At 66.6% G+C, this 21249-nt stretch carries 12 protein-coding genes; 9 read left to right on the top strand and 3 right to left on the bottom strand.

Annotation, left to right across the window (positions count from 1 at the left end; genetic code table 11):
- Positions 1 to 155 precede the first annotated feature (155 nt).
- Positions 156 to 2804, bottom strand: a complete 2649-nt coding sequence (locus ATSB10_RS01290; protein WP_063670070.1) for a M1 family metallopeptidase — start codon at positions 2802 to 2804, stop codon at positions 156 to 158.
- 343 nt (positions 2805 to 3147) lie between these two features.
- Here ATSB10_RS01290 and ATSB10_RS01285 point away from each other — a divergent pair, with 343 nt between their 5' ends.
- From ATSB10_RS01285 to ATSB10_RS01245, 9 genes are all read left to right on the top strand, one after another.
- Positions 3148 to 3498 carry a hypothetical protein gene (locus ATSB10_RS01285; protein ID WP_063670069.1) on the top strand — a complete coding sequence of 117 codons (351 nt, stop codon included), beginning with the start codon at positions 3148 to 3150 and terminating at the stop codon, positions 3496 to 3498.
- 550 nt (positions 3499 to 4048) lie between these two features.
- Positions 4049 to 5332 (top strand): 4-aminobutyrate--2-oxoglutarate transaminase, encoded by a 1284-nt coding sequence (gene gabT / locus ATSB10_RS01280; protein WP_063670068.1) that lies wholly within the window; start codon positions 4049 to 4051, stop codon positions 5330 to 5332.
- Positions 5333 to 5425: 93 nt separating this feature from the next.
- Positions 5426 to 7249, top strand: a complete 1824-nt coding sequence (locus tag ATSB10_RS01275) for an aminotransferase-like domain-containing protein (RefSeq protein ID WP_063670067.1) — start codon at positions 5426 to 5428, stop codon at positions 7247 to 7249.
- 77 nt (positions 7250 to 7326) lie between these two features.
- Positions 7327 to 8223, top strand: a complete 897-nt coding sequence (locus tag ATSB10_RS01270; protein WP_205631082.1) for a carbon-nitrogen hydrolase family protein — start codon at positions 7327 to 7329, stop codon at positions 8221 to 8223.
- Positions 8224 to 8270: 47 nt separating this feature from the next.
- Positions 8271 to 10715, top strand: a complete 2445-nt coding sequence (locus tag ATSB10_RS01265) for a TonB-dependent receptor (RefSeq protein ID WP_083966031.1) — start codon at positions 8271 to 8273, stop codon at positions 10713 to 10715.
- 34 nt (positions 10716 to 10749) lie between these two features.
- Positions 10750 to 12348 carry a tetratricopeptide repeat-containing sulfotransferase family protein gene (locus ATSB10_RS01260; protein ID WP_169816693.1) on the top strand — a complete coding sequence of 533 codons (1599 nt, stop codon included), beginning with the start codon at positions 10750 to 10752 and terminating at the stop codon, positions 12346 to 12348.
- Positions 12345 to 13541, top strand: coding sequence for an MFS transporter (locus ATSB10_RS01255; RefSeq protein WP_157468972.1), 1197 nt, complete (start codon positions 12345 to 12347; stop codon positions 13539 to 13541). The genes ATSB10_RS01260 and ATSB10_RS01255 overlap by 4 nt, the downstream gene beginning before the upstream one ends.
- Positions 13538 to 15022, top strand: coding sequence for an NAD-dependent succinate-semialdehyde dehydrogenase (locus ATSB10_RS01250; protein WP_205631081.1), 1485 nt, complete (start codon positions 13538 to 13540; stop codon positions 15020 to 15022). The genes ATSB10_RS01255 and ATSB10_RS01250 overlap by 4 nt, the downstream gene beginning before the upstream one ends.
- A gap of 1 nt (position 15023) precedes the next feature.
- A complete protein-coding gene (locus ATSB10_RS01245; protein ID WP_063670063.1) occupies positions 15024 to 16772 on the top strand; it encodes a serine hydrolase in 1749 nt (582 codons plus the stop codon).
- 142 nt (positions 16773 to 16914) lie between these two features.
- Here ATSB10_RS01245 and ATSB10_RS01240 read toward each other — a convergent pair whose 3' ends face one another.
- Both ATSB10_RS01240 and ATSB10_RS01235 read right to left on the bottom strand, forming a co-directional pair.
- Entirely contained in the window at positions 16915 to 20028 is a 3114-nt protein-coding gene (locus tag ATSB10_RS01240; RefSeq protein ID WP_063670062.1) for a type I restriction endonuclease subunit R, read from the bottom strand.
- 36 nt (positions 20029 to 20064) lie between these two features.
- Positions 20065 to 21219 (bottom strand): Fic family protein, encoded by a 1155-nt coding sequence (locus ATSB10_RS01235; protein WP_063670061.1) that lies wholly within the window; start codon positions 21217 to 21219, stop codon positions 20065 to 20067.
- Between the last annotated feature and the right edge of the window lie 30 nt (positions 21220 to 21249).

The raw sequence follows: 21249 nt of genomic DNA, 5'->3' as shown, positions 1-21249 counted from the left end.
GCGGTGGGTAGCGCGCCGTGTGCACCGTCATTCTCGCCGACGCGGGAATCGATCCTGCCCGCACGATGCGGCACGAGCCGCCACGGTGCACCAGCCGCCAAAAAGAGAAGCCCCGCATGGCGGGGCTTCTCTCGTCACCCCTACGGCAACGCCGCTCAGTCGGCGTGCTTGGCCAGCCAGGCATCCACGTCGGGCAGGCGATCGTTGCGGATCATCATGCGGTACTGGATGTTGGCGATCACCGTGTTGGCCACGCGCTGCGAGCTCTTGGCGATATGCGCGTCGGCGTACGCCTTGATCTTGTCGATCATCTCCGGCTTCAGCGAGCTCGCGCCCAGCGCCGGGTAGTAGCGGCTGGCCGAGGTGGAGTCGACCAGCTTGTCCACCTGGTCGCGGTGCGCCACGGCGAAGTCGAACGCCATGTCCGGATGACGGTAGGCGACGATGCGGATCATGCCCGCGCTGTTGGTCGCGCCCGGCTCCGGGGTCAGCGCCAGGTCCAGTGCCTGCCTGGCCAGAGTGTCGTCCTTGGCCAGCGAGAGCATGGCGTACAGCTGGTCCTTGATCAGCGGCGTGGTCTCCGCCTTGGCCTCGGCGTGCAGCTGGTTCCAGGTGGCGGTGTCGGCACTGCGCGCGACGACCGCGGTGACGGTCTTGCGCAGGGCCACCGGCAGCGCCTTCGGATCGGTCTTCTGCGCGGCGAAACGACGGCGCGCCTCGGCGATCACGTCCTGGTCGCCCAGTTCGGCCAGCGAGCCGATCAGCTGGGTGCGCAGCAGGGTGGTCGGCACGCTCTCGCCGGGCCTGGCTTCCCAGCCGATGCGCGCGAACACCGGACGCAGGCGGCTGCGGGCGAAGGCGCGGAAACGCTCCTGGCGGGCCGCGTCGCCGTCGTAGTAGTTGTCGATGGCGTCGAAGTAGCCGGCCACCTCGCCCCACACCTGCGGGTCGGCATCGGCCGGGGTGGCCTGGGCCAGCGCCAGCACATTGGCCACCGGCTCCTTGCCGGCCATCGCCAACGCCCAGGTGTCGCCCATCAGGCCGAGCTGGTCGATCGGCCTGAGCTTGGCGAAGTCACCCTTCAGCGCGTCGAAGCCGGCGGTGGAGTACAGCGTGCGGTAGTAGCCCGCCTGGCCGGCGTTCACCAGCACCGGGCCGCAGCCCGGCAGGGTCATCGTGCCCTTGCCGTCCAGCACGGTGGTGACCGGCTTGCCGCCGACGGTCTGCGCGATCACCGGCACGTGCCAGCGCAGCGGCTTCTTGTCCGGGCGATCCTTGGTGAACTCGCCCTGGCTCAGCAGCACCTTGGTCGAGCCGGCGTTGCAGGCCATGGCCTGCACGTTGACCAGCGGGATGCCCGGCTGCAGCGTGAAGTCGTGGGCGATCTGCATGATCGGCTTGCCGGCCGCGGCCTGCACCGACTTCCACAGGTCGTCGGACACCGTGTTGCCGTACTCGTGCGCCTTGATGTAGTTGCGCACACCGGTGCGCCAGGTCTCCGGACCCACATAGGCCTCGAGCATGGTGATCACCGCCTCGCCCTTGGAGTAGGTGATCGAGTCGAACGCCTGGCTGGCCTGCTCCACCGTTTCCACGTGCTGCACCACCGGGTGGGTGGTGGCGACCGCGTCGAGCGACATCGCTCCTTCACGCGTGCCGACCAGATCCAGGTTGGTGTGCCATTCCGGATGCAGCTTCTCGGTGGTGCGCGCGGCCATCCACGAGGCGAAGCCCTCGTTGAGCCACAGGTCGTCCCACCAGCTCATGGTCACCAGGTCACCGAACCACTGGTGCGCCATCTCGTGCGCTGCGGTGTTGAACACGCGCTGCTTGTCGCCCTGGGTGGAGATGCTTGGATCGAGCAGCAGCGCGTACTCGAAGGTGAAGATCGCGCCCCAGTTCTCCATCGCCGAGAAGAACTGGCTCTGCCCCGGCGCGGCGATGTTGTCCAGCTTCGGCAGCGGGTACGGTACGCCGAAGTAGTCGTTGTATTCCTTCAGCACGGCACGCGCCGAGTCCAGCGTGAAGCCGGCCTGCTTGACCATGCCCTTCTGGGTGATCACGCCGATCTCGGTGCCGTTCACCTTCTCGGTGGCGCGCTCGAAATCACCCACGCTGAAGAACAGCAGATACGTGGACATCTTCGGCGACTGGCCGAAATGCACCTCGGTGAGACCGTTGCCCAGGTCCTTGCGCGAGGCGATCGGCATGTTGCTCACCGCCATCTCGTCGGTGGGCACGGTGGCGGTGAGATCGAAGGTGGCCTTGTAGTTCGGCTCGTCCCACGAGGGGATGAAGCGGCGCGCGTCGGAGTTCTCGAACTGCGTGTACAGCGCGCGCTTCTTGCCGTCCTTGGTGTCGTAGTCCAGCGCGAACAGGCCGTTGGCCTGGGTCTCGACCTTGCCGCTGTAGTCCATCGCCAGCTTGTACTGGCCGGCCGGGATCGGATGGGACAGGGTGAACGTGGCGGTCTGCGCCTTGGCGTCCACCGACACGGTGGGTGTCGGCACGGCGATCTTGAGCTTCGTCGGGGTCAGCGTGGCCGAATGGAAGGTGAGGTCCGCCGCATTCAGCGTGATGCTGCTGGTCGGCTTGAGCACGTTGAGCGTGATGGTGACCTTGCCGTCGAACGCCAGCTTGTCCGCATGCGGCACGATGGACACGTCGTAATGCGTGGGCACCACGCCGCGCGGCAACTGGGTGGTGGCTTCGCGCACCGGCGCCGCCTTGGCCTGGGCGGCGAGCGGCGCCATCGACACGCCGGCCAGGGCCAGCGCAATGGCGGAAACGAGATATCGACGCATGACAACTCCCTGCTTGGGTGGACCCGGGTGACGACCACCGGCGCACGCGCCGGCCCTGCCCGGAAAACGGAAACGGAAATCCCCTGATGCCGCCCATGGTGCGGGCACGCACCGGGCATCGGACACGGCCGGAAGTCACGACCGGCACCACCCGTCGTGCTGCAACGCCGCGAGACTGAACCGGCGCCATCGCCTCCACCGGATCGGTCAACTCCTTGCGAGGGAGTGGCGTTACTGTCCGCGCCCACCGGCCACCGCCGACAAATCCCTTGCCACGCAAGGTTTTACGGCGCACCGGCGGCCCACAACCGTGCCTGTCCATTCCACCCATCGAGGAATCGCCATGAGCCTTCGTACCACGCTTTGCCGCAGCCTGATCGCCCTGCTCGCCACCAGCGCCCTCGCCGCCACCGGCGTCATGGCGCAGACCGCCCCCGTGCCGCACCACCCCCGCGTCAACGAGGTGAACAAGCGCGTCGACCACCAGCAGCAGCGCATCGACAAGGGCGTCGCCAACGGCACCATCACCGGCAAGCAGGCCGCCCGCGACGAGAAGCACGACGCCAACATCGCCCAGCGCGCCAGCGCCGACGAGGCGAAGCACAACGGCCACCTCACCAAGAAGGAAACCCGCCGGCTCAACCGCTCGGAGAACCGCAACAGCCGGCATATCCGGAAGCAGCGGAGGCACTGAGAGATTCGTCGAAGCCCGCGCGGATCGCCTTGCCTGCGCACCCTCCGCCGGACGCGCTCCCTGCCGCAATGACGGTCGCTTGAAATGCCGCCTTGCCCGAGATCGGGCAAGGCGGCGAGGCGCCCCTTGATGGCGCTACCCGATCGCTGCTCCGATTGACGTCTGGTTCCCGTCGGTTGGCTCGATCGGCCGTTTGAGCCCAGTCACCTCGCCGGAGGATGCCGGCACGCCCAGTGTGTAGTCCTGCCGGGCGCTGCAAGCGCACCATCCGCTGCAGGCACAGACCGCCTTGCAACCGCCGGCCACCACCATCGTCCCGACCCAGCCGCACAGTAGCCTCGCGGCTCCCCAGCGGGCTTGCCCGCCGTTTCAGCCCGATGCGCGCGACCACAGTCATGCCGGCGCCCAGCGCTACGCGGCCTGTGGGGCGACTCCACGCGTTCCAGGGCGCGGCGGCGGACGATATTTCTGGCACCAATCCAGCATCACATCTGGCACTACTTGGCGTGCTGCCTTGCACACACACTGGCGCCATTGATGGAGATTCGCCATGAGCAAGAACAGTGATTGGGTGCTGCGCCGGGCCAACGCCCTTCCCCGGGGTATCGCCACGGCCATGCCGATCTGCGTGGAGCGGGCCTCGAACGCCGAGCTGTGGGACGTCGACGGTCGACGCTTCATCGACTTTGCCGCGGGCATCGCGGTGCTGAACGTGGGTCACCAGCATCCGCGCGTGGTGGAGGCGGTGCAGGCGCAGATGCAACGCTTTGCGCATACTGCGTTCCAGGTGGCGGCGTACGACGTCTACATCGAACTGTGCGAGCGACTTAACTCGCTGGCGCCGATTGCCGGCAAACGCAAGTCGATCCTGTTTTCGACCGGCGCCGAAGCGGTGGAGAACGCGATCAAGATCGCCCGCGCCGCCACCCGGCGGCATGCCGTGATTGCTTTCCATGGCGGGTTCCACGGCCGCAGCTTCATGGCCATGGCGCTGACCGGCAAGACCGCGCCGTACAAGCGTGGCTTTGGTCCGTTGTCTGCCGGTGTTTTCCATGCGCCGTTCCCCTGCGCGCATCGAGGCATCAGCGTGGCGGACAGCCTGCAGGCGATCGAGCGCATTTTCATGGCTGACGTGGCCGCCGAGGATGTGGCTGCCATCATCGTGGAGCCGGTGCAGGGCGAGGGTGGGTTCAACCCGGCGCCCGATGAACTGCTGCAGGGTTTGCGCGAACTGGCGGACCGGCACGGCATCCTGCTGGTGGCCGACGAGGTGCAGAGCGGCATCGCCCGCACCGGACGCCTGTTCGGCATGGAGCACAGCGGTGTGCAGCCGGACCTGATGATCGTGGCCAAGTCGCTGGCGGCCGGGTTTCCGCTGTCCGCCGTGATCGGTCGCGCCGAAGTGATGGACGCGGTCGACCCGGGTGGACTGGGCGGTACCTATGCCGGTTCGCCCACGGCATGCGCCGCGGCCCTGGCGGTGCTCGATCTTGTCCAAGAGCAAGGCCTGGCAGCGCATGCCGAAGCGCTGGGGCAGCAGGTGCGGGCTTTCCTTCAAGGCCTGCAGGGGCGGCCCGACCTGCATCCGATCGGGCATATCCGCGGCCGTGGCTCGATGCTGGCCTTCGACCTGTTGCAGTCGACCGGTGCCGATGCGGTGGCGCCGGAGAAAACCCGCGAAGTGATCCGGCGCGCGCACGAGCTGGGACTGGTGGTGCTGGGCTGCGGCGCCTACGGCGAATCGATCCGCCTGCTGTACCCGCTGACCATCGACGAACAGGTACTCGACGAGGGACTGGGTCTGCTGGAGCAGGCACTGAAAAACCCAGGCTGACGATCACTCAGGGAACAGCTTGCAGGCGCGCGCGGCAGGCCGGGCCATGTGTGAATATTGAGCCATGCTTGCACGCTGCCCGGAGCCGAAGTCTTGGAGGATCTGAACATCCTGCTGGATCCCGCCAGCCCGACAAGCCTGCAGCATCAGTTGCGGCAGAAGCTCATCGACGCCATCTACAGCGGCGTGCTGCGCCCGGGGCAACGGCTGCCATCGACCCGCAACCTGGCCAGGCGCATCAACGTGTCGCGGAACACGATCAGCCTGGCCTACGACGCGCTGATCGCCGAGGGCCATCTGGACAGCCGTCCGCGCAGCGGTATCTACGTGGCCCGGGAGGTGGCCGGGGCACATGTTGCGACCGGCCGCCGCGAGCATCACAACGGCGCTCTGTTCACCTCGCGGATGCGCTCGCGCGAGCCATCGTCCGGGTTCCAGGTACCGGGCAACTGGAGCCAGTACCCCTATCCCTTCATCGACGGTTGCGGCGACCTGGCGCTGTTGCCGGTCGATGAATGGCGCGAAGCCATGCGCCTTGCCTGTACCCGCCACGAATTGAGCCGGGCCTGGCAAGGGCCCGGGGACAACCGCAACGTGACCCTGGTCGAGGAGGTGCGCGGCAAGGTACTGCCCACCCAGGGCATCGTCGCCGGCTCCGATGAGGTCCTGATCACGCAATCTGTTCGTCATGCCCTGCAGTTGCTGGCCGACCTGCTGATCCAGCGCGGCACGCCGGTGGTACTGGAGGAGCCCACGGACGAAAGCCTCGGAAACTTGCTGGCGCACAACCAGATACCCATCGCCGCGCTTGACCCGGCATTGCCTGCGCCGCTGCCGCAGCGGGTGGTGGTGTTCACCGGCGCACGGCGCTCACCTCTGTATCAGCGCCCGGAGCCACGCCGTCTGCTTGAGGTCGTAACAGCGGCCGACGGCATCATCATCGAGTACGCCACGCTGCCGGGGATACTCGAGGAAGCCGCGACCACGTCGGCGCTTCGGGCCATGGATTCGGGCGGGCGCGTGATCCACGTCGGCAGCCTGGCGTCGTGGCTGTCCTGTGACAATCCGTTGGGCCTGGTGGTCGCCGCGGCGTCACTGATCGAGCGGCTGCGCCAGAGCCAGCGGGCAATGGGCACGCTCCCGTCGACGGTGGTGCAGGCCGGCTGGGCGTACTTCATCAGCCTGGGACACTATTCGGCATCGCTGGCGCGGGCACGACGTGTGCTGGAAAGCCGCAAGACCGCATTGCGCGACGCGCTCAATCACTACCTGCACAAGTCGGTCAGCATCACCACCTTGCCCGGGTCGTCGGCGTACTGGGTCAAGCTGAAGGACGACACCGGCATGAGCGCACTGGAGCTGGCGCAGCGCGCCGCCAGGATCGGCGTACTGATGGAGCCCATGCAACTGCCCAACGGCGAGTCTGCCCTGTGCATGGGTGTGACCAGTCTGGATGAACCGCGGATACGCGCGGGCGTCAAGGCACTGTCGCGGCTTCTTCGTGGTGACCTGGCGGCCACCCCGGCATTGTTGCGGGATGAGCCGATTGCCCCGCTGCACGGCGCCGCGCTTGCAGGGGCCATGTCCGGTGTGCGACTGGTCTACACCACCGTTTATGGCGAGCCGTGCACCCTGGAGCTGCTCGCCGACGGCCAGCTCCAGGGGGTCGCCGGGCACGCCGGCGAGGACTGCGACCACGGCCGCTGGTGGATCGAGGAGGATCGCTGGTTCCGGCAGTGGGAGCATTGGGCCTATGGCGAGGCTTCCGGCTACAGCGTGGTGGTCGATGGCGACCAGGTGCGCTGGTATGACCAGCAAGGCCTGCTGGCCGATGTGGCGGTGATCATTCGCGGCGCGAACAACCCGCAGGGTCTGCTGGAGCCCGGCAGTGAGGCCGGGGACAAACTGGTCCCATGATTGGCAGCTGACTGGCTCTAATTCAGCGAGCGCACTGGTTCTACGGTGGCCATGAAACTGGCCACACCGGAACCCACGTGATCAAGCAAGTCAACCCCTATGCAGCCCCCGGCAACGGCATCTTCGGCATTGCCGCGCTGCAACTCGCGCTGTCTCCCGGCGACAACGTCGAGCAGATCGTGCTCGAGGTCGCGCGGGTGGCGACGCGCTTTCCGTGGGTGAGCATGGTGGTGGCCAGCGAGCTGTGCGCTTTTGGTACCTCCCCGGACAAGGCGCAGAGCATGCCCGGCGACGCCGAACGGATGCTGTGTGACGCAGCGCGCGCGCACGGTCTGTGGCTGGTACCCGGATCGTTGTACGAGTCCTCGGGGGGCAAGGTCTACAACACCACGCCGGTGATCAACCCCGACGGCGAGGTGGTGGCGCGCTATCGCAAGGTATTTCCCTTCTACCCGTACGAGAAAGGCGTCTCGCCGGGCGAGGAATTCGTGGTGTTTGACGTGCCCGGCGCCGGACGCTTCGGCATCTCGATCTGCTACGACATGTGGTTTCCGGAAACCACCCGGTCACTGGTCAGCATGGGCGCCGAGGTGATCCTGCACCCGACGCTGACCAACACCATCGATCGCGATGTGGAGCTGGCGATGGCGCGGGCCAGTGCCGCCAGCAACCAGTGCTATTTCGTCGACGTCAACGCCGGAGGCGAACTGGGGCTGGGCCAATCCCTGCTGTGCGGTCCAGGCGGCGAAGTGATTTATCAGGCCGGCAGCGGCCGCGACATCATGACCTTCGAGATCGACTTCCATTACGTGCGCCGCTGCCGCGAAAGCGGCTGGCATGGGCTGGGACAGCCCTTGAAGAGTTTCAGGGATCACAAGGTGACCTTTCCCGCCTATGGGGTGGCGCGGGCCGAATCGGCAGCGCTGGCAGGACTGGGACCATTGCAATTGCCCGGATACGGCAAGCCCGGTTGACCAGCTGAACCCGCGATCAAACCATCCTTTGGGGGGAGAACCAGACCATGAACGCATCACGCAAGACCTTGCCGTCAGATTCCAGGGGTACGCTCCGCCATTCGCTGCTGGTCAGCGCCATTGTGCTTGGACTGGGCGCGTGTGGCGGGGCCGCTGCGCAGGACGCGACGGTGCCGGGCCAGGGCCGGGCGCAGAAGCCCGCGGACAAGGACAAGACGAACGCGCAGGTCAAGGAACTCGGCGCCGTCACCGTCACCGCGCAGGGCCGCACGGAAGACATCCTCAAGGTGCCCTACAACATCAGCGCGGTGTCGGGCGATGCTATCGAGCAGGATCAGATCCTCGACACCGCCGAATTGATGCGTCGCGTGCCGGGCGTCGGCGTGGTCGATCGCGGTCCCCGCAATTCGAATGTGGTCAGCGGCATTCGCATCCGTGGCCTGAATGTCGACAGCTCGGCGATGGGTGACTACGCCGTCGGGGCCAGCGCCACGGTGGCCACCTATGTCGACAGCACGCCGCTGTTTGCCAACTTCCTGCTGTCCGACATCGACCGCGTGGAAGTCCTGCGTGGGCCGCAGGGAACGTTGTACGGATCGGGTGCGCTCGGTGGCGCCGTGCGCTACATCATGCGCAAACCGGAGCTGGAAAGCTTCAACGGCAAGGTCAGCCTCAGCGCATCCAGCGTCGACCACGCCGGAGGGATCGGCAAATCCGGCACGGTCACCTTGAATGTGCCGCTCGCCAGCTCCCTGGCGGTGCGCTTCGACGGCACGACGAACCGCTATCCCGGCATCACCGATTACCGCAACGTCTATGTTCTCGACCAGCAGGGCACGCCGGTCGCTCCCAACGGCGTGCTTGCTCCCGACGCCCGGTATCAGGACAAGAAGAACGCCGATTATGTGGATCAGTCCTATGCACGCGCGGCCATGCTGTGGAAACCCAACGACTGGTTCGACCTGACCCTGAGCCACATGGCGCAGGCCGACACCTTCGGCGGCCGGCGCGGAACGACCCTTGGCACGGACGGCTGGGGCGTGCCCTACGGCGACCTGCAGATCGGCTCGGTGCAACTGGAACCGGCCAAGCGCCACGTCCACCTGACCGGCCTCGAAGCCAACGTCGACCTGGGCTTTGCCACGCTGACCTCCAGCTCGTCGTCGTACGACCAGCGCGGCGACATCACCAGCGAAAATACGGGCTTCTACGCCCAGAACCACTGGCTATCGGCGTTCTACTACAACTACCCCCGGCCGATGGCCTCGGCGGTACGCACCTACGGCGACAAGGCGTTCATCCAGGAATTGCGCCTGGTGTCGAAGCAAGGGCCGAGGTTCTCCTACATCGTTGGCGCCTTCTACCAGAACCAGCACCGGGTCAGCACCCAGAACAGCTACCTGCGCGGTTTCAAGCAGTGGTGGGACGCGGCCTACCCCGCCTATGCGGCTGCGGTCGTGAGCGACAACGACTACCTGTACCGCCAGAACGAGCACTTCCAGGAAAGCGCGGTCTATGGCGAGCTGACCTGGCACGCCACCGACACCCTGGATTTCACCGGCGGCTTCCGCTACTTCCGCGACCAGACCCGTACGGACGTACATCAGGTGACAGGCCTGTATGCCGCCATCAGGGAAGGCTCCGACTCGCATGGCAGCGAAACCGATACCCGGCCCCTGTTCAAAGGCAATGTCGCCTGGACGTTTGCTCCCGACAACCAGCTCTACGCGACCATCTCCGAAGGTTATCGCCGCGGCGGAACCAATGGCACGCCCACCACCGGCAACTTCGCCGAAAGCCCCGCCTGGTTGACGTACAAGCCCGATACGGTGCGCAACTACGATCTGGGCATCAAGGGCCGGGTGGGCCGCACCACGTACAACGCCGACGTGTTCTACGTGGACTGGAGGAACGCGCAGATCAACAGCTCGACCACCAACTGGGGCTTCTTCGCCGTACAGAATGTCGGCAAGGCGCACACCCGGGGTGTCGAGTTGAGCCTGGAGTCGAGCGTCGGCAAAGCCTTCAACTACGGGATGGGTTACACCTATACCGGTGCCTCGCTGGACCAGGCTGCGGTGGCCGCTGACAACGCCTACGTGATTGCCCCAAGCGGCACCCGCCTGCCGGGCACCCCGAAGCAGCGGTTCAATGCCTGGGCAAGCTATGGCATCCCCGTCGGCGCGGGGTTCCTCACCCTGCGCGGCGATGCCTATGTGCAGTCCAGCGCGCAGAACGCCCTCAGCCAGAACCCCAAGTTCCATGTCGAGATGCCGGGCTTCAGCCTGTTCAACCTGTCGGCCACGTACAGCCGGGATGCCTGGGACCTGACCCTGTGGATCAAGAACCTGACCAACCAGGCCGCCGTCACCGGTGTATACACCCAGCAGTACATGGGCTCCTCGCCGACACAGAACTATTACGGCAATGGTTCCAAGGCATTGGTTTCGCTGCCGCGAACCGTGGGCCTGACGCTCACCTACCAGTTCTGATTCCATGTCAGCCAACGGCGCCACGGACAGTGTGATGGCAGCAGCGGATATGCACGAGCTGCAGGCAGTGCACCGCGTCGAGTCGCTCTTGCAGCGCGGCGATATCGGCGCTGCGAGGGCGATGGCGATGCAGGCCAGCAGCCAATGGCCTCGCAGCGTGCCGATCCGGGTGCTGCTGGGCCACGCATTGTGTCGCGAAGGCCAGGCGGCGGAAGCACTGGACACGGCCGATGCCGCACTGGCGCTGGACCGGCATGATCCGGCGCCCCGCATGCTGCGCATCGATGCCTTGCTGCAACTGGGGCGCAATGAGGAAGCACTGGCCAACCTGCGGGTGCTGCAGGCGAAGCCCGACATCCGTCATGCACGACTGCTGCAGGACATCGCGCAGCGCCTCACTGCGCTCGGGCAACACGTCGACGCGGAGTGCTGCCAGGCACGGGCACGCGCGCTGCAGCCGGCCGACCCCGGCGCGATCTACAACCACGCCACCAGCCTGATCGCGCTGGGCAAGCTGCAGGACGCGGAGGCGGCGCTGGACAAAGTGATCGCGCTGAAGCCGGACGACAGCGACGCCTGGTACAACCGCGCCACCCTGCGCAAGCAGACTGCCGAGCGCAATCACGTGGTGGAAATCGAACGGCGCCTGCAACTGCCCGATGGCGGCCAGGCCGACCCGGTACCGCTGTACTTCGCGCTGGCCAAGGAACAGGAGGACCTCGGCCGTCACGACGCCTCGTTCGCGGCGCTCAGGCGCGGCGCCGACCTGCGCCGCAGTCGCCTGAGCTATCGGGTCGAAGAGGACATCGACACCATGCGCCTGATCGCGGAGGCCTTCGATGCCGAGCAACTGGCGGCGGCCGCACCGGGCCATGCCGATCCGCGGCCCGTGTTCATCGTCGGCCTGCCGCGCAGCGGCACGACGCTGGTGGACCGCATCCTCAGTTCGCACAGCGCGGTGGTCAGCCGCGGCGAGACCACGGACCTGGCGATGTCGGTAGTGCGCGAGGCAGGCGCGGCACGCAGCAAGGCCGAGCTGATCCGGTTGTCCGCCACGCTCGATCCGGCGGCCCTGGGACGGCGCTATTGCGGTCATCTGCCGCCTGCTTCCGGCGCCATGCAGATCGACAAGACGCCGACCAACTTCCTCTACCTGGGGCTGGTGGCGGCAGCCATGCCGCAGGCGCGCATCATCCATGTGCGGCGCCACCCGATGGACGTGTGCTACGCCATGTACAAGACGCTGTTCCGCATGGCTTACCCGTTTTCCTACGCGCTGGACGACCTGGGGCGCTACTGGCTGGCGTGGAACACCTTGATGACCCACTGGCGTCGCGTGCTGCCAGCAGAGCGCTATCTGGAAATCGACTACGAAGACTTGATCGAGGATCAGGAGCCCGTCAGTCGCCGCCTGGTGGCGCACCTGGGGTTGCCGTGGGAGGAGGCCTGCATGGCGTTCGAGCGCAACCGCCAGCCCTCGCTGACCGCCAGCGCGGCACAGGTGCGTCAGCCGATCTATCGCTCATCGATGGGGTTGTGGAAAAACTATCGCCAGCAACTGGCGCCGCTTCGCGAAATGTTCGAATCCGCCGGCATCACCGTCGAGGTTCATGACACGGGCCACCGCGAGTGAGCGCGGGGACTCGCCACAGGGAGCAGGCCGCCGGGCCGGCAAAGCGGCTCGACAGCCTGTGGATGTATGCGCTGCTGGCGCTGGTCGCGACCGCCGGCTTCTTCTACGTCAACCTGATGGCGGCGATCGTCGACGGCCTGGTGACCGGCCTCGCTTTCAGCAACGCCCAGGCCGGCATGGTCGGTGCGGCGAACACCTATGGCGCCACGGCCGGTGCGCTGATCGCGGTATTCCTGGTCGGGCGCCTGCGCTGGAAGCCGGCCGTGGTGGTCCTGCTGGCCGCCATGATCGGCATCGATCTGCTGTCGACCCTGGTCCACGCCCCCTGGCTGATGATCGCCTTGCGTGGACTGGACGGTCTGCTCGGCGGCATGGCGACGGGCCTGATCTATGCGGTGATGGCGCGGACCGCTTCGCCGGATCGTGCGTTTGGCATGTTGCTGGCCGTGCAGTTCGGGCTCGGCGGTCTCGGCATGATGCTGTTGCCGCCGCTGGTGCCTGCACTTGGCGCGAAGATCCTGTTCCTGTCGCTGGCCGGGGTTTCCTGCCTAGCCTTGCTGGCGATCCTCGCCATCCCGCGGATCGAGACCGGCAAGGGCGCCGGCAGCATCGCCTACCAGCCGATAGGCACGCGCAAGAGGCTCACCGTCAGCCTGGTCATGCTGGGGTTGTTCCTGTTTCAGGCCGCCAACATGGCGCTGCTGGCCTTCATCATCGGTCTCGGCGAGCACGCCGGGCTGTCGCGCGCGTTCATCGGCCAGGCGCTGGGCTGGGCAACCTGGGTGGCGATCCTCGGCGCGCTGCTGGTGGTGTTCATGGGCGAGCGATTCGGACGCTTTCAGCCGCTGTGGATCGCCTTCGTGCTCACCCTGGTCGGAACGGTCGGGTTCTATGGGAGCGCGTCCGGCGCCATCTACTTCATCGCCAACGTGGGTACCGGCATCACCTGGTCGTTTGTGGTGCCGTACCTGTTCGGCATGGCCTCGAGCATCGATGCCAGTGGTCGCCTGACGTCGCTGGCCGGGTTCATCTCCCACCTCGGCCTTGCCAGCGGCCCGCTGGCAGCCGGGCTGGTGCTGGGCAGCGGCCAATTCCACTTCCTGATAACGGCGGCGCTGGCTGTGCTGGCCGCCTCTGCCGCAGCTACGTTGCTGGCGGCGCGTCGCATTGATTCCCCGGAGCACGCACGATGAACGAGCCTCTCGACTCGCACCCTTCCCTGTCGCTCGTCGACCCCACCCTGCTGCGCACGCAGTGCCTGATCGATGGCTCCTGGCGTGACGCCGACGGCGGTGCCGTCTGCACAGTGCACAACCCGGCCAGCGGCGCACGCCTGGGCACGGTTCCCGACATGGGCGCGACCGAGACCACGCGTGCGATCGAAGCCGCGCAGGCTGCCCTCCCCGCCTGGGCGGCGCTGACGGCAAAACAGCGCGCACACATCCTGCGCAAGATGCACGACCTGATGCTCCAGCACCAGGACGACCTGGCCCGCCTGATGACGGCCGAGCAGGGCAAGCCGCTGGCCGAGGCGCGCGGGGAAATTGCCTATTCCGCGGCTTTTCTGGAGTGGTTCGCCGAAGAGGGAAAGCGGCTGTACGGCGACGTCATCCCCGCGCACGCCAGCGACAAGCGCATCCTCGTACTGCGTCAGCCCATCGGCGTGGTCGCCGCGATCACACCGTGGAATTTCCCGTCGGCCATGCTCGGCCGAAAGATCGGACCGGCGCTCGCGGCCGGATGCACCGTGGTGTGCAAGCCGGCGCTGCAGACACCATATTCGGCGCTGGCGATCGCCGAATTGGCGATGCGCGCGGGAATGCCCAGGGGTGTGCTCAACATCGTCACCGGCCAGGATGCGGCGGCCATCGGCGAAACCATGACGTCCCATCCTGCGGTCCGGAAGATCAGCTTTACCGGCTCGACCGGGGTGGGCAAACGGCTGTTGGCCCAATGCGCGCCGGGGATGAAGCGCGTCTCTCTGGAGCTGGGCGGCAACGCCCCGTTCATCGTGTTCGAGGATGCCGACCTGGATGCCGCGGTGGCCGGCGCGATGGCCAGCAAGTACCGCAACAGCGGCCAAACCTGCGTCTGCGCCAATCGCCTGTTCGTGCATGCCGATGTCTACGACGCATTCGCGGAAAAGTTGATGGCGGCCGTGTCCGCGTTGCGCGTCGGTGACGGTCTGGCCGGCCCCACGGAGCAGGGCCCGCTGATCGATGAAAAGGCGATGCTCAAGGTCGAGCAGCATGTCGCGGACGCCTGTGCCAAGGGCGCACGCGTTGCCATGGGCGGCAGGCGCCATGCGCTGGGCGGGATGTTCTACGAGCCGACGGTGTTGCTCGACGCGAGCGTCGACATGCTGGTGGCACAGGAGGAAACCTTCGGCCCGGTGGCGCCGCTGATCCGCTTCGACAGCGAACAGCAGGTGATCGCCATGGCCAACGCCACCGAGGCGGGCCTGGCCGGTTACTTCTACACCCGCGATCTCGGGCGCTGCTGGCGCGTCACCGAGGCCCTCGAATGCGGCATCGTGGGCGTGAATACCGGCCTCATCTCCACCGAGGTGGCGCCGTTCGGCGGCATCAAGCAATCCGGTTTCGGCCGCGAGGGCTCCAAGTACGGCCTGCACGATTACACCGAGATCAAGTACGCCTGCATCGGTGGGATCTGAGATGCGCAGATGGCCGCTCGACGCGTGTCTTGCGACGCTGTTGCTGCTTGGCGCAACGGCGCTGCAGGCACGCGGGACGCTCGACTTCAAGGCCATGCAATCGGGCCAGGGCTATCGCAGCAGCGTCGACCTGTCCGCGTTCGCGCCCGATGAAGCCAGCCTGCCGGCGACGCATCGGTTCGAAGGCCGCCTGCAGCTCTCCGGCCAGCCGCAGACGCGCACCTTGCTGGCCGACACGGATTTCCTCGCCTTCACCGAGGCGGACTACCGGCAGGCGCGCACGATCCCGCAGGATTTCGACTATGCGTTCGTGCAGGACAAGGACACGCTGATTCCGGTGCGCCGCGGACCGATTCCGAGCGACCACCCATGGTGGGAGTTCATCCTGGAGCCCGGCAAAGTGTGGGACGAACCGGGCGACCGGGGCTACACCCGCGCAGCCATTCCGTTCTCGCTGGCGCAGAAGAACCAGAACTGCACCAGCAACGGCGTGCTGATGCTGCTGTTCAACGCACAGGGCGCACTGGCGCATGCCGCCTTCCAGGTGAGCAGCGAGACCTGCCGCTACCTGCACATGGACATGTGGGGTTTCCTGCAGGCGCGTTACCTCCCGGGAGCCGTGGCCAACAAGGCCGCGATCGTCGCCGCCTACCGCACTGAACTCGCCGCCCGGCTGCCGACCCGGCCGCTGTCCGCCTTGAAAGCAGCCTACCCGGACCTCGACCTCGCCCGGCTGGCGATCGGTGACCCGACGGCACGCACCCGCTATGGGCTGTATGTCGACGGCGTCGACTATGCCTCGCCGTGCCCCACCCGGCACGGCGACTACCCGTATTGCCAGGTGATGGACCTGCCGTCGTACTCGACCGCGAAAACCATCGTGGCCGGCATCGCCGCCATGCGCATGCAGCAACGCTGGCCCGGTGTGATGCAGCAGCACGTCGGCGACTATGCCCCCACCCCGGCATGCGCGGCAGCGCGCTGGCGCGACGTCAGCTTCATGAACCTGCTGGACATGGCCAGCGGCAACTATGGCTCGGCCGACTACATGGCCGACGAGGATTCGCCCAAGGTCGCGGCCCTGCTGCGGCCGCTGACCAACGCGGGCAAGCTTCGGGCGGCGTGTTCGTCGTGGCCGCGCAGTGCGCCGCCCGGCAGCCGCTGGGTCTATCACACCTCCGACACCTACCTGCTGGGCATCATGCTCAACCGGTTCCTGCGCACCCAGACAGGCCAGGCGGACCTGGATGTGTTTTCCAGCGTCCTGCTGCCGGACGTGCTTGCCCCGCTGCAGTTGAGCCCGACGGCCCGCGTCAGTCGACGCACCCTCGACACCGACGCGCAACCGTTCTTTGGCTACGGGCTGTTTGTGCACGCCGACGACTTCATCAAGCTGGCGCGATTCCTCGACACCGATCATGGCCGCATGGATGGCCGGCAGATCCTCGACCCGCAGATGCTGGACGCCGCCATGCAGCGGAACCCCGAGCAGCGGGGATTGCCGGTGACCTCGCTGGAACAGACCTTCCGCTATCAGCACGCCGTCTGGGCGCGCAACGTGCAGAAGCTGCTGAACTGCAAGACGGCGGCATGGGTGCCTTTCATGTCCGGCTACGGCGGCATCACCGTGGCCATGTTTCCCAACGGCGTGGTCTGGTACAACGTCGCCGACGACGGCAAGCCCGCCTCGTTCGATTTCGCCGACCCCGCACGCGAGATCAACAAGATTCGCGGCTATTGCCCTGGGTAGCGCGCCAGTCGCTTCCGGCGCGGGCGTCGTGCGGCCCACCTGGCGACAATCCTCCCCATGTCCGCAAGCAACGCAGACCCTGGGCAAGTCACCGGAAAGACAAGGCCCCGCAATGCGGGGCCTTGGTGGCTTTCGGGTTGCCTCAGGGCGGTGCAGCGCGCCGCTCGGCACGTGCACGCAGGGATTCGTAGAGCTGGCCCGGCCCGAGCAGGATGTCCATCAAACCATCCTGGGTCCGCTCCGAGCGCAGCGCCTGCGAGCTCATCGCCGAATGCGCATCCAGCGCGTCCATGATGGCGTGGACCAGGGCCTGGCGAAGGTCGGGCGAGCTGGCGAACTGCTCCTTGCTGTTGCTGCCGGCCTGCTGCACCAGGGTCTCGTTCTCCAGCAGCTTTCCCTTGAGCACGCCGTTGACGTACACCAGTTGGTCGCCGTCGGTGACCTGCCCCTCGAACAGGCCGTTGACCCGTTCGATGATCTCGGCCAGCAGCGCCTTTTCCTTGTCCTGTACGGAGCCGCTGCCCACCGCATCGAGCGGCGACAGCTTGTATTCGCCCTTGCCGTCCTTGAGGTTCAGCGGCTGTCGCCCGGCACTGCGCAGGGTGTGATGGGTCAGCACCACCTTGGACAGATCCACCGTCTCGCGCTCGCGACCAAACTCCAGCAGCGGGATCAGCCGCTTGTAGAAGATGAAGCGCTTCTCGATGTCGGTGTTGCCGTAATCGATCATCTGCGAGAGGAACGCGTACAGCCGCACATAGGCGCCCATGTCGCCCTTGAACAGCTGCAGCGCGTCCATGATGTCTTTCTGCGCCTGCGCCACCGGCTCGTCGCCGCTCCCCAGCGCATCGGCGCGTGCCAGCTGCGCCGCTCGGTAGCGCTTGAGCAGGCGGTCGGCGACTGGCGCCATCGCGGAGCTCAGCTGGGCCTGCCTAGCGTCGGGATCGGTCTCGATCTTCGCCACGCGATCCACTTCGAAATTATCGTAGTGACCGCTGGCGTCGAGCTTGGCGCGCAGGTCGAACACCATGTTCGGATCGGTGGCCGCTTCCAGCTCGGCGGTGGCGTAGTAGGTCTTGAATGCCTTGAGGATCTCGTCCGCGTCGTTGACGAAATCGAGGATGTAGGTGGTGTCCTTGCGCGGGTAGGCGCGATTGAGGCGCGACAGCGTCTGCACGGCCTGGATGCCGCCCAGCATCTTGTCCACGTACATGCCACACAACAGCGGCTGGTCGAAGCCGGTCTGGAACTTGTTGGCCACCAGCAGCAGGTGGTACTCCGGCTGCGCGAAGGCGTCGCGGATGTCGCGCCCTTTCAGCCCGGGGTTGAGATCCGTGCTGGTCTCGGTCACCGGTTGCGGATAGCTGTCCGGGTCGTTCACCTCCCCGGAGAACGCCACCAGCACGCCCAGCGGGTAGTTCTGCCGCGCGATGTACTCGCGCACCGCCTTCTGCCAGCGCACGGCCTCCTTGCGGCTGCCGACCACCACCATCGCCTTGGCCTTGCCGTCCAGCAGCGGTTGCACGTGCTCGCGGTAGTGCTCCACCACGATCTGCACCTTGGCGGCGATGTTGTAGGGATGCAGGCGTACCCACTGCATGATCCCCTTCATCGCTGCGCTGCGCTCGACCTCGGCCTGGTCGTATTCCTTGCCTTCGTGGGCCAGTCGGAATGCCAGTTTGTAAGGGGTGTAGTTGCGCAGCACGTCGAGGATGAAACCCTCCTCGATCGCCTGTCGCATCGAATACACGTGGAATGGCAGCGGCAGCCCATCCGGCCCCGGCCGCCCGAACAACTCCAGCGTCTTGGCCTTGGGCGTGGCAGTAAAGGCCACGTAGGTCAGACCCTGCTCGCCACCGGCGCGAGCGGCCATGCCCGCCGCCAACATGGTTTCGGTATCGATCTCGCCGCCGTCCTGCAGCTCGGCCCACTCCTGCGCACTCAGCAACTGCTTGAGCTTGGCGGCGGACTCACCCGTCTGCGAGCTGTGCGCCTCGTCGGCGATCACCGCGAAACGCTTGCCCTCGGTCTTGGCCAGTTCCTGGGCGGCGCTCATCGCGGCGGGAAAAGTCTGGATGGTGCACACGATGATCTTCTTGCCGGCCTCCAGCGCCTCACGCAGCTGCGCGCTCTTGCTGCCGCGCTCGCTGGTGATGGTTTCGACCACGCCGGCGGTGCGCTCGAAATCGAAGATCGCCTCCTGCAGCTGCGCGTCCAGCACGTTGCGGTCGGACACCACCAGCACGCTGTCGAACAGTTTGGCGTTCCGATCGTCGTGCAGGTCGGCGAGGAAGTGCGCACTCCAGGCGATGGAGTTGGTCTTGCCCGAGCCGGCCGAATGCTGGATGAGATAGCGCTTCCCCGGCCCGTTGGCGCGCACGTCGGCCACCAGCTTCCGCGTCGCATCGAGCTGGTGGTAGCGCGGAAAGATCACGCTGGTGAGCCGCTTCTTGTCGTCACGCTTGCCGATCAGGTAGCGACCCAGGATCTCCAGCCAGCTGTCGCGCGCCCACACCTGCTCCCACAGGTAGGCGGTGGCAAAGCCGTCCGGATTGGGCGGGTTGCCCGCGCCGCCGTCGTGGCCCAGGTTGAAAGGCAGGAAGCGCGTGGACGCACCGGCCAGTCGCGTGGTCATCATCGCCTCGGCCTGGCTCACCGCGAAATGCACCAGCGCGCCGCCGGGGAACGACAGCAGCGGCTCGGTTACACCGCCCTTAGGGTTCGGATCGCGGTCATAGCGGTACTGGTCCACCGCATCACCCACGCTCTGGGTGAAATCGGACTTCAGCTCCGCCGTCGCCACCGCAATGCCGTTGACGAACAGCACCAGGTCCAGCGCGTCATGCGGGTTGTTGGGTGAATGCTTCACCTGCCGCACCACGCGCAGGCGGTTGGCGGCATAGCGCTGCTCCAGCGCCGGGTTCATCGCCAGCGCCGGCTTGAACTGCACCAGCGCCAGCGGCGCCTTCAACCCGATCATCTCCACGCCCCGGCGCAGCACCTCCAGCGAGCCGCGCTCGTCCAGGTTCTTGCGCACGCGCTCGGCGAGGCGTTCCGCCGTGGCCGGGCCGTGCGCCTTGGTCAGGCGCTCCCAGCTGTCCGGCTGGGTCGCTTCGATCCAGGCCAGCAGATCCGGCAGGTACAGACCGTGAGCGCGGTCGAAGTGCTGGGCGTCGCCTTCGGCGTAGAGCCAGCCGTGGGCGGCGAGGTGGTCGCAGATCGCCGTTTCGAAATGGACTTCCCTGTGCAGGTTCATGCACCCGCTCCCCTGGAACGAAAAAGGACGCGGCCGTCAGAGCTCTGCATTGAGAGCGTCCACGTAAGCGCGGTAGCTGAAGATGCGGTCACGCTGGCGCTGGGTCAGTTCGGACACGATGCCCGCATCCACCAGTTGCACCAGCATGCGGTTCACCGTGGCGAGTGCCAGGCCGGTGGCCTTGACCAGTGCCGCCGCACTCGTCACCGGCTGACGCTGCAGCGCCTGTAGCACAGCCAGCGCCGAGGTCGCGCTGCGCCCCAGGGTCGCGATGCGGTCACGGTCCTGGTCAACCAGCGCCAGCAGCTGCTTCGCCGTAGCGACAGCCTGCGTCGCGCTTTGCTCGACGCCTTCGGCAAAGTAGTCCAGCCAGCGCTCCCAATCGCCCTGCAAACGCACGGCATTGAGCAGTTCGTAATACAGCGGCCGGTGCTTCTTGAAGAACAGACTGGGATACAGCAGCGGCTCGCGCAGCAGGCCGTCGTGCACCAGTTGCAGCACGATCAGCAATCGCCCGATGCGCCCGTTACCGTCCAGGAACGGATGGATCGTCTCGAACTGCACGTGGGCCAGTGCGGCCTTGATCAGCGGCGGCGTCGACTCCGGCACATCGTTGAGAAAGCGCTCCAGGTCGCCCAGGCAATCCGCCACCGCGTCGGCAGGCGGGGGAACGAACACCGCGTTGCCAGGACGCGTGCCGCCGATCCACACCTGGCTGCGCCGGAACTCGCCCGGCGTCTTGCCACGACCCTGCGGGTGATCCAGCAGCACGGCATGCATCTCGCCGATGAGCCGCAGGCTGAGCGGAAAGCCACCGCGCAGACGCGCGAGCCCATGCTCCAGCGCAGCCACATAGCGACTGACCTCCTGCGCATCCTCCACCGGCACGCCCGGCTGCTCGTCGATCTCGTACAGCAGAAGGTCCGCCAGCGAAGATTGCGTGCCCTCGATCTGCGAAGACAGCACCGCCTCCTTGCGGATGAAGCTGTACAGCACCAGCGCCGCATTCGGCAGCAGCGTCGACACCGCATCCAGCCGCCCCAGCGCAACCAGCGCATCATCGAAGCGGCGGCGCAGCGCGGGATTCCAGTCGATGGGCGGAAGCGGCGGCAAGGCCGCCGGCACGAACGCGCGAAACGGCTCGCCCGCCGTGGACACGGTGCGGTACTCCCCTGGCGGCGGACGGTGCATGGCGATCCCCAGTGCGAAGTGAAATTAGCG

It is taken from the genome of Dyella thiooxydans (assembly GCF_001641285.1).
Lineage (GTDB): Bacteria > Pseudomonadota > Gammaproteobacteria > Xanthomonadales > Rhodanobacteraceae > Dyella_A > Dyella_A thiooxydans.
Note: the sequence above shows the minus strand (reverse complement) of the source record. Positions and strands in the feature narration are given on the sequence as shown.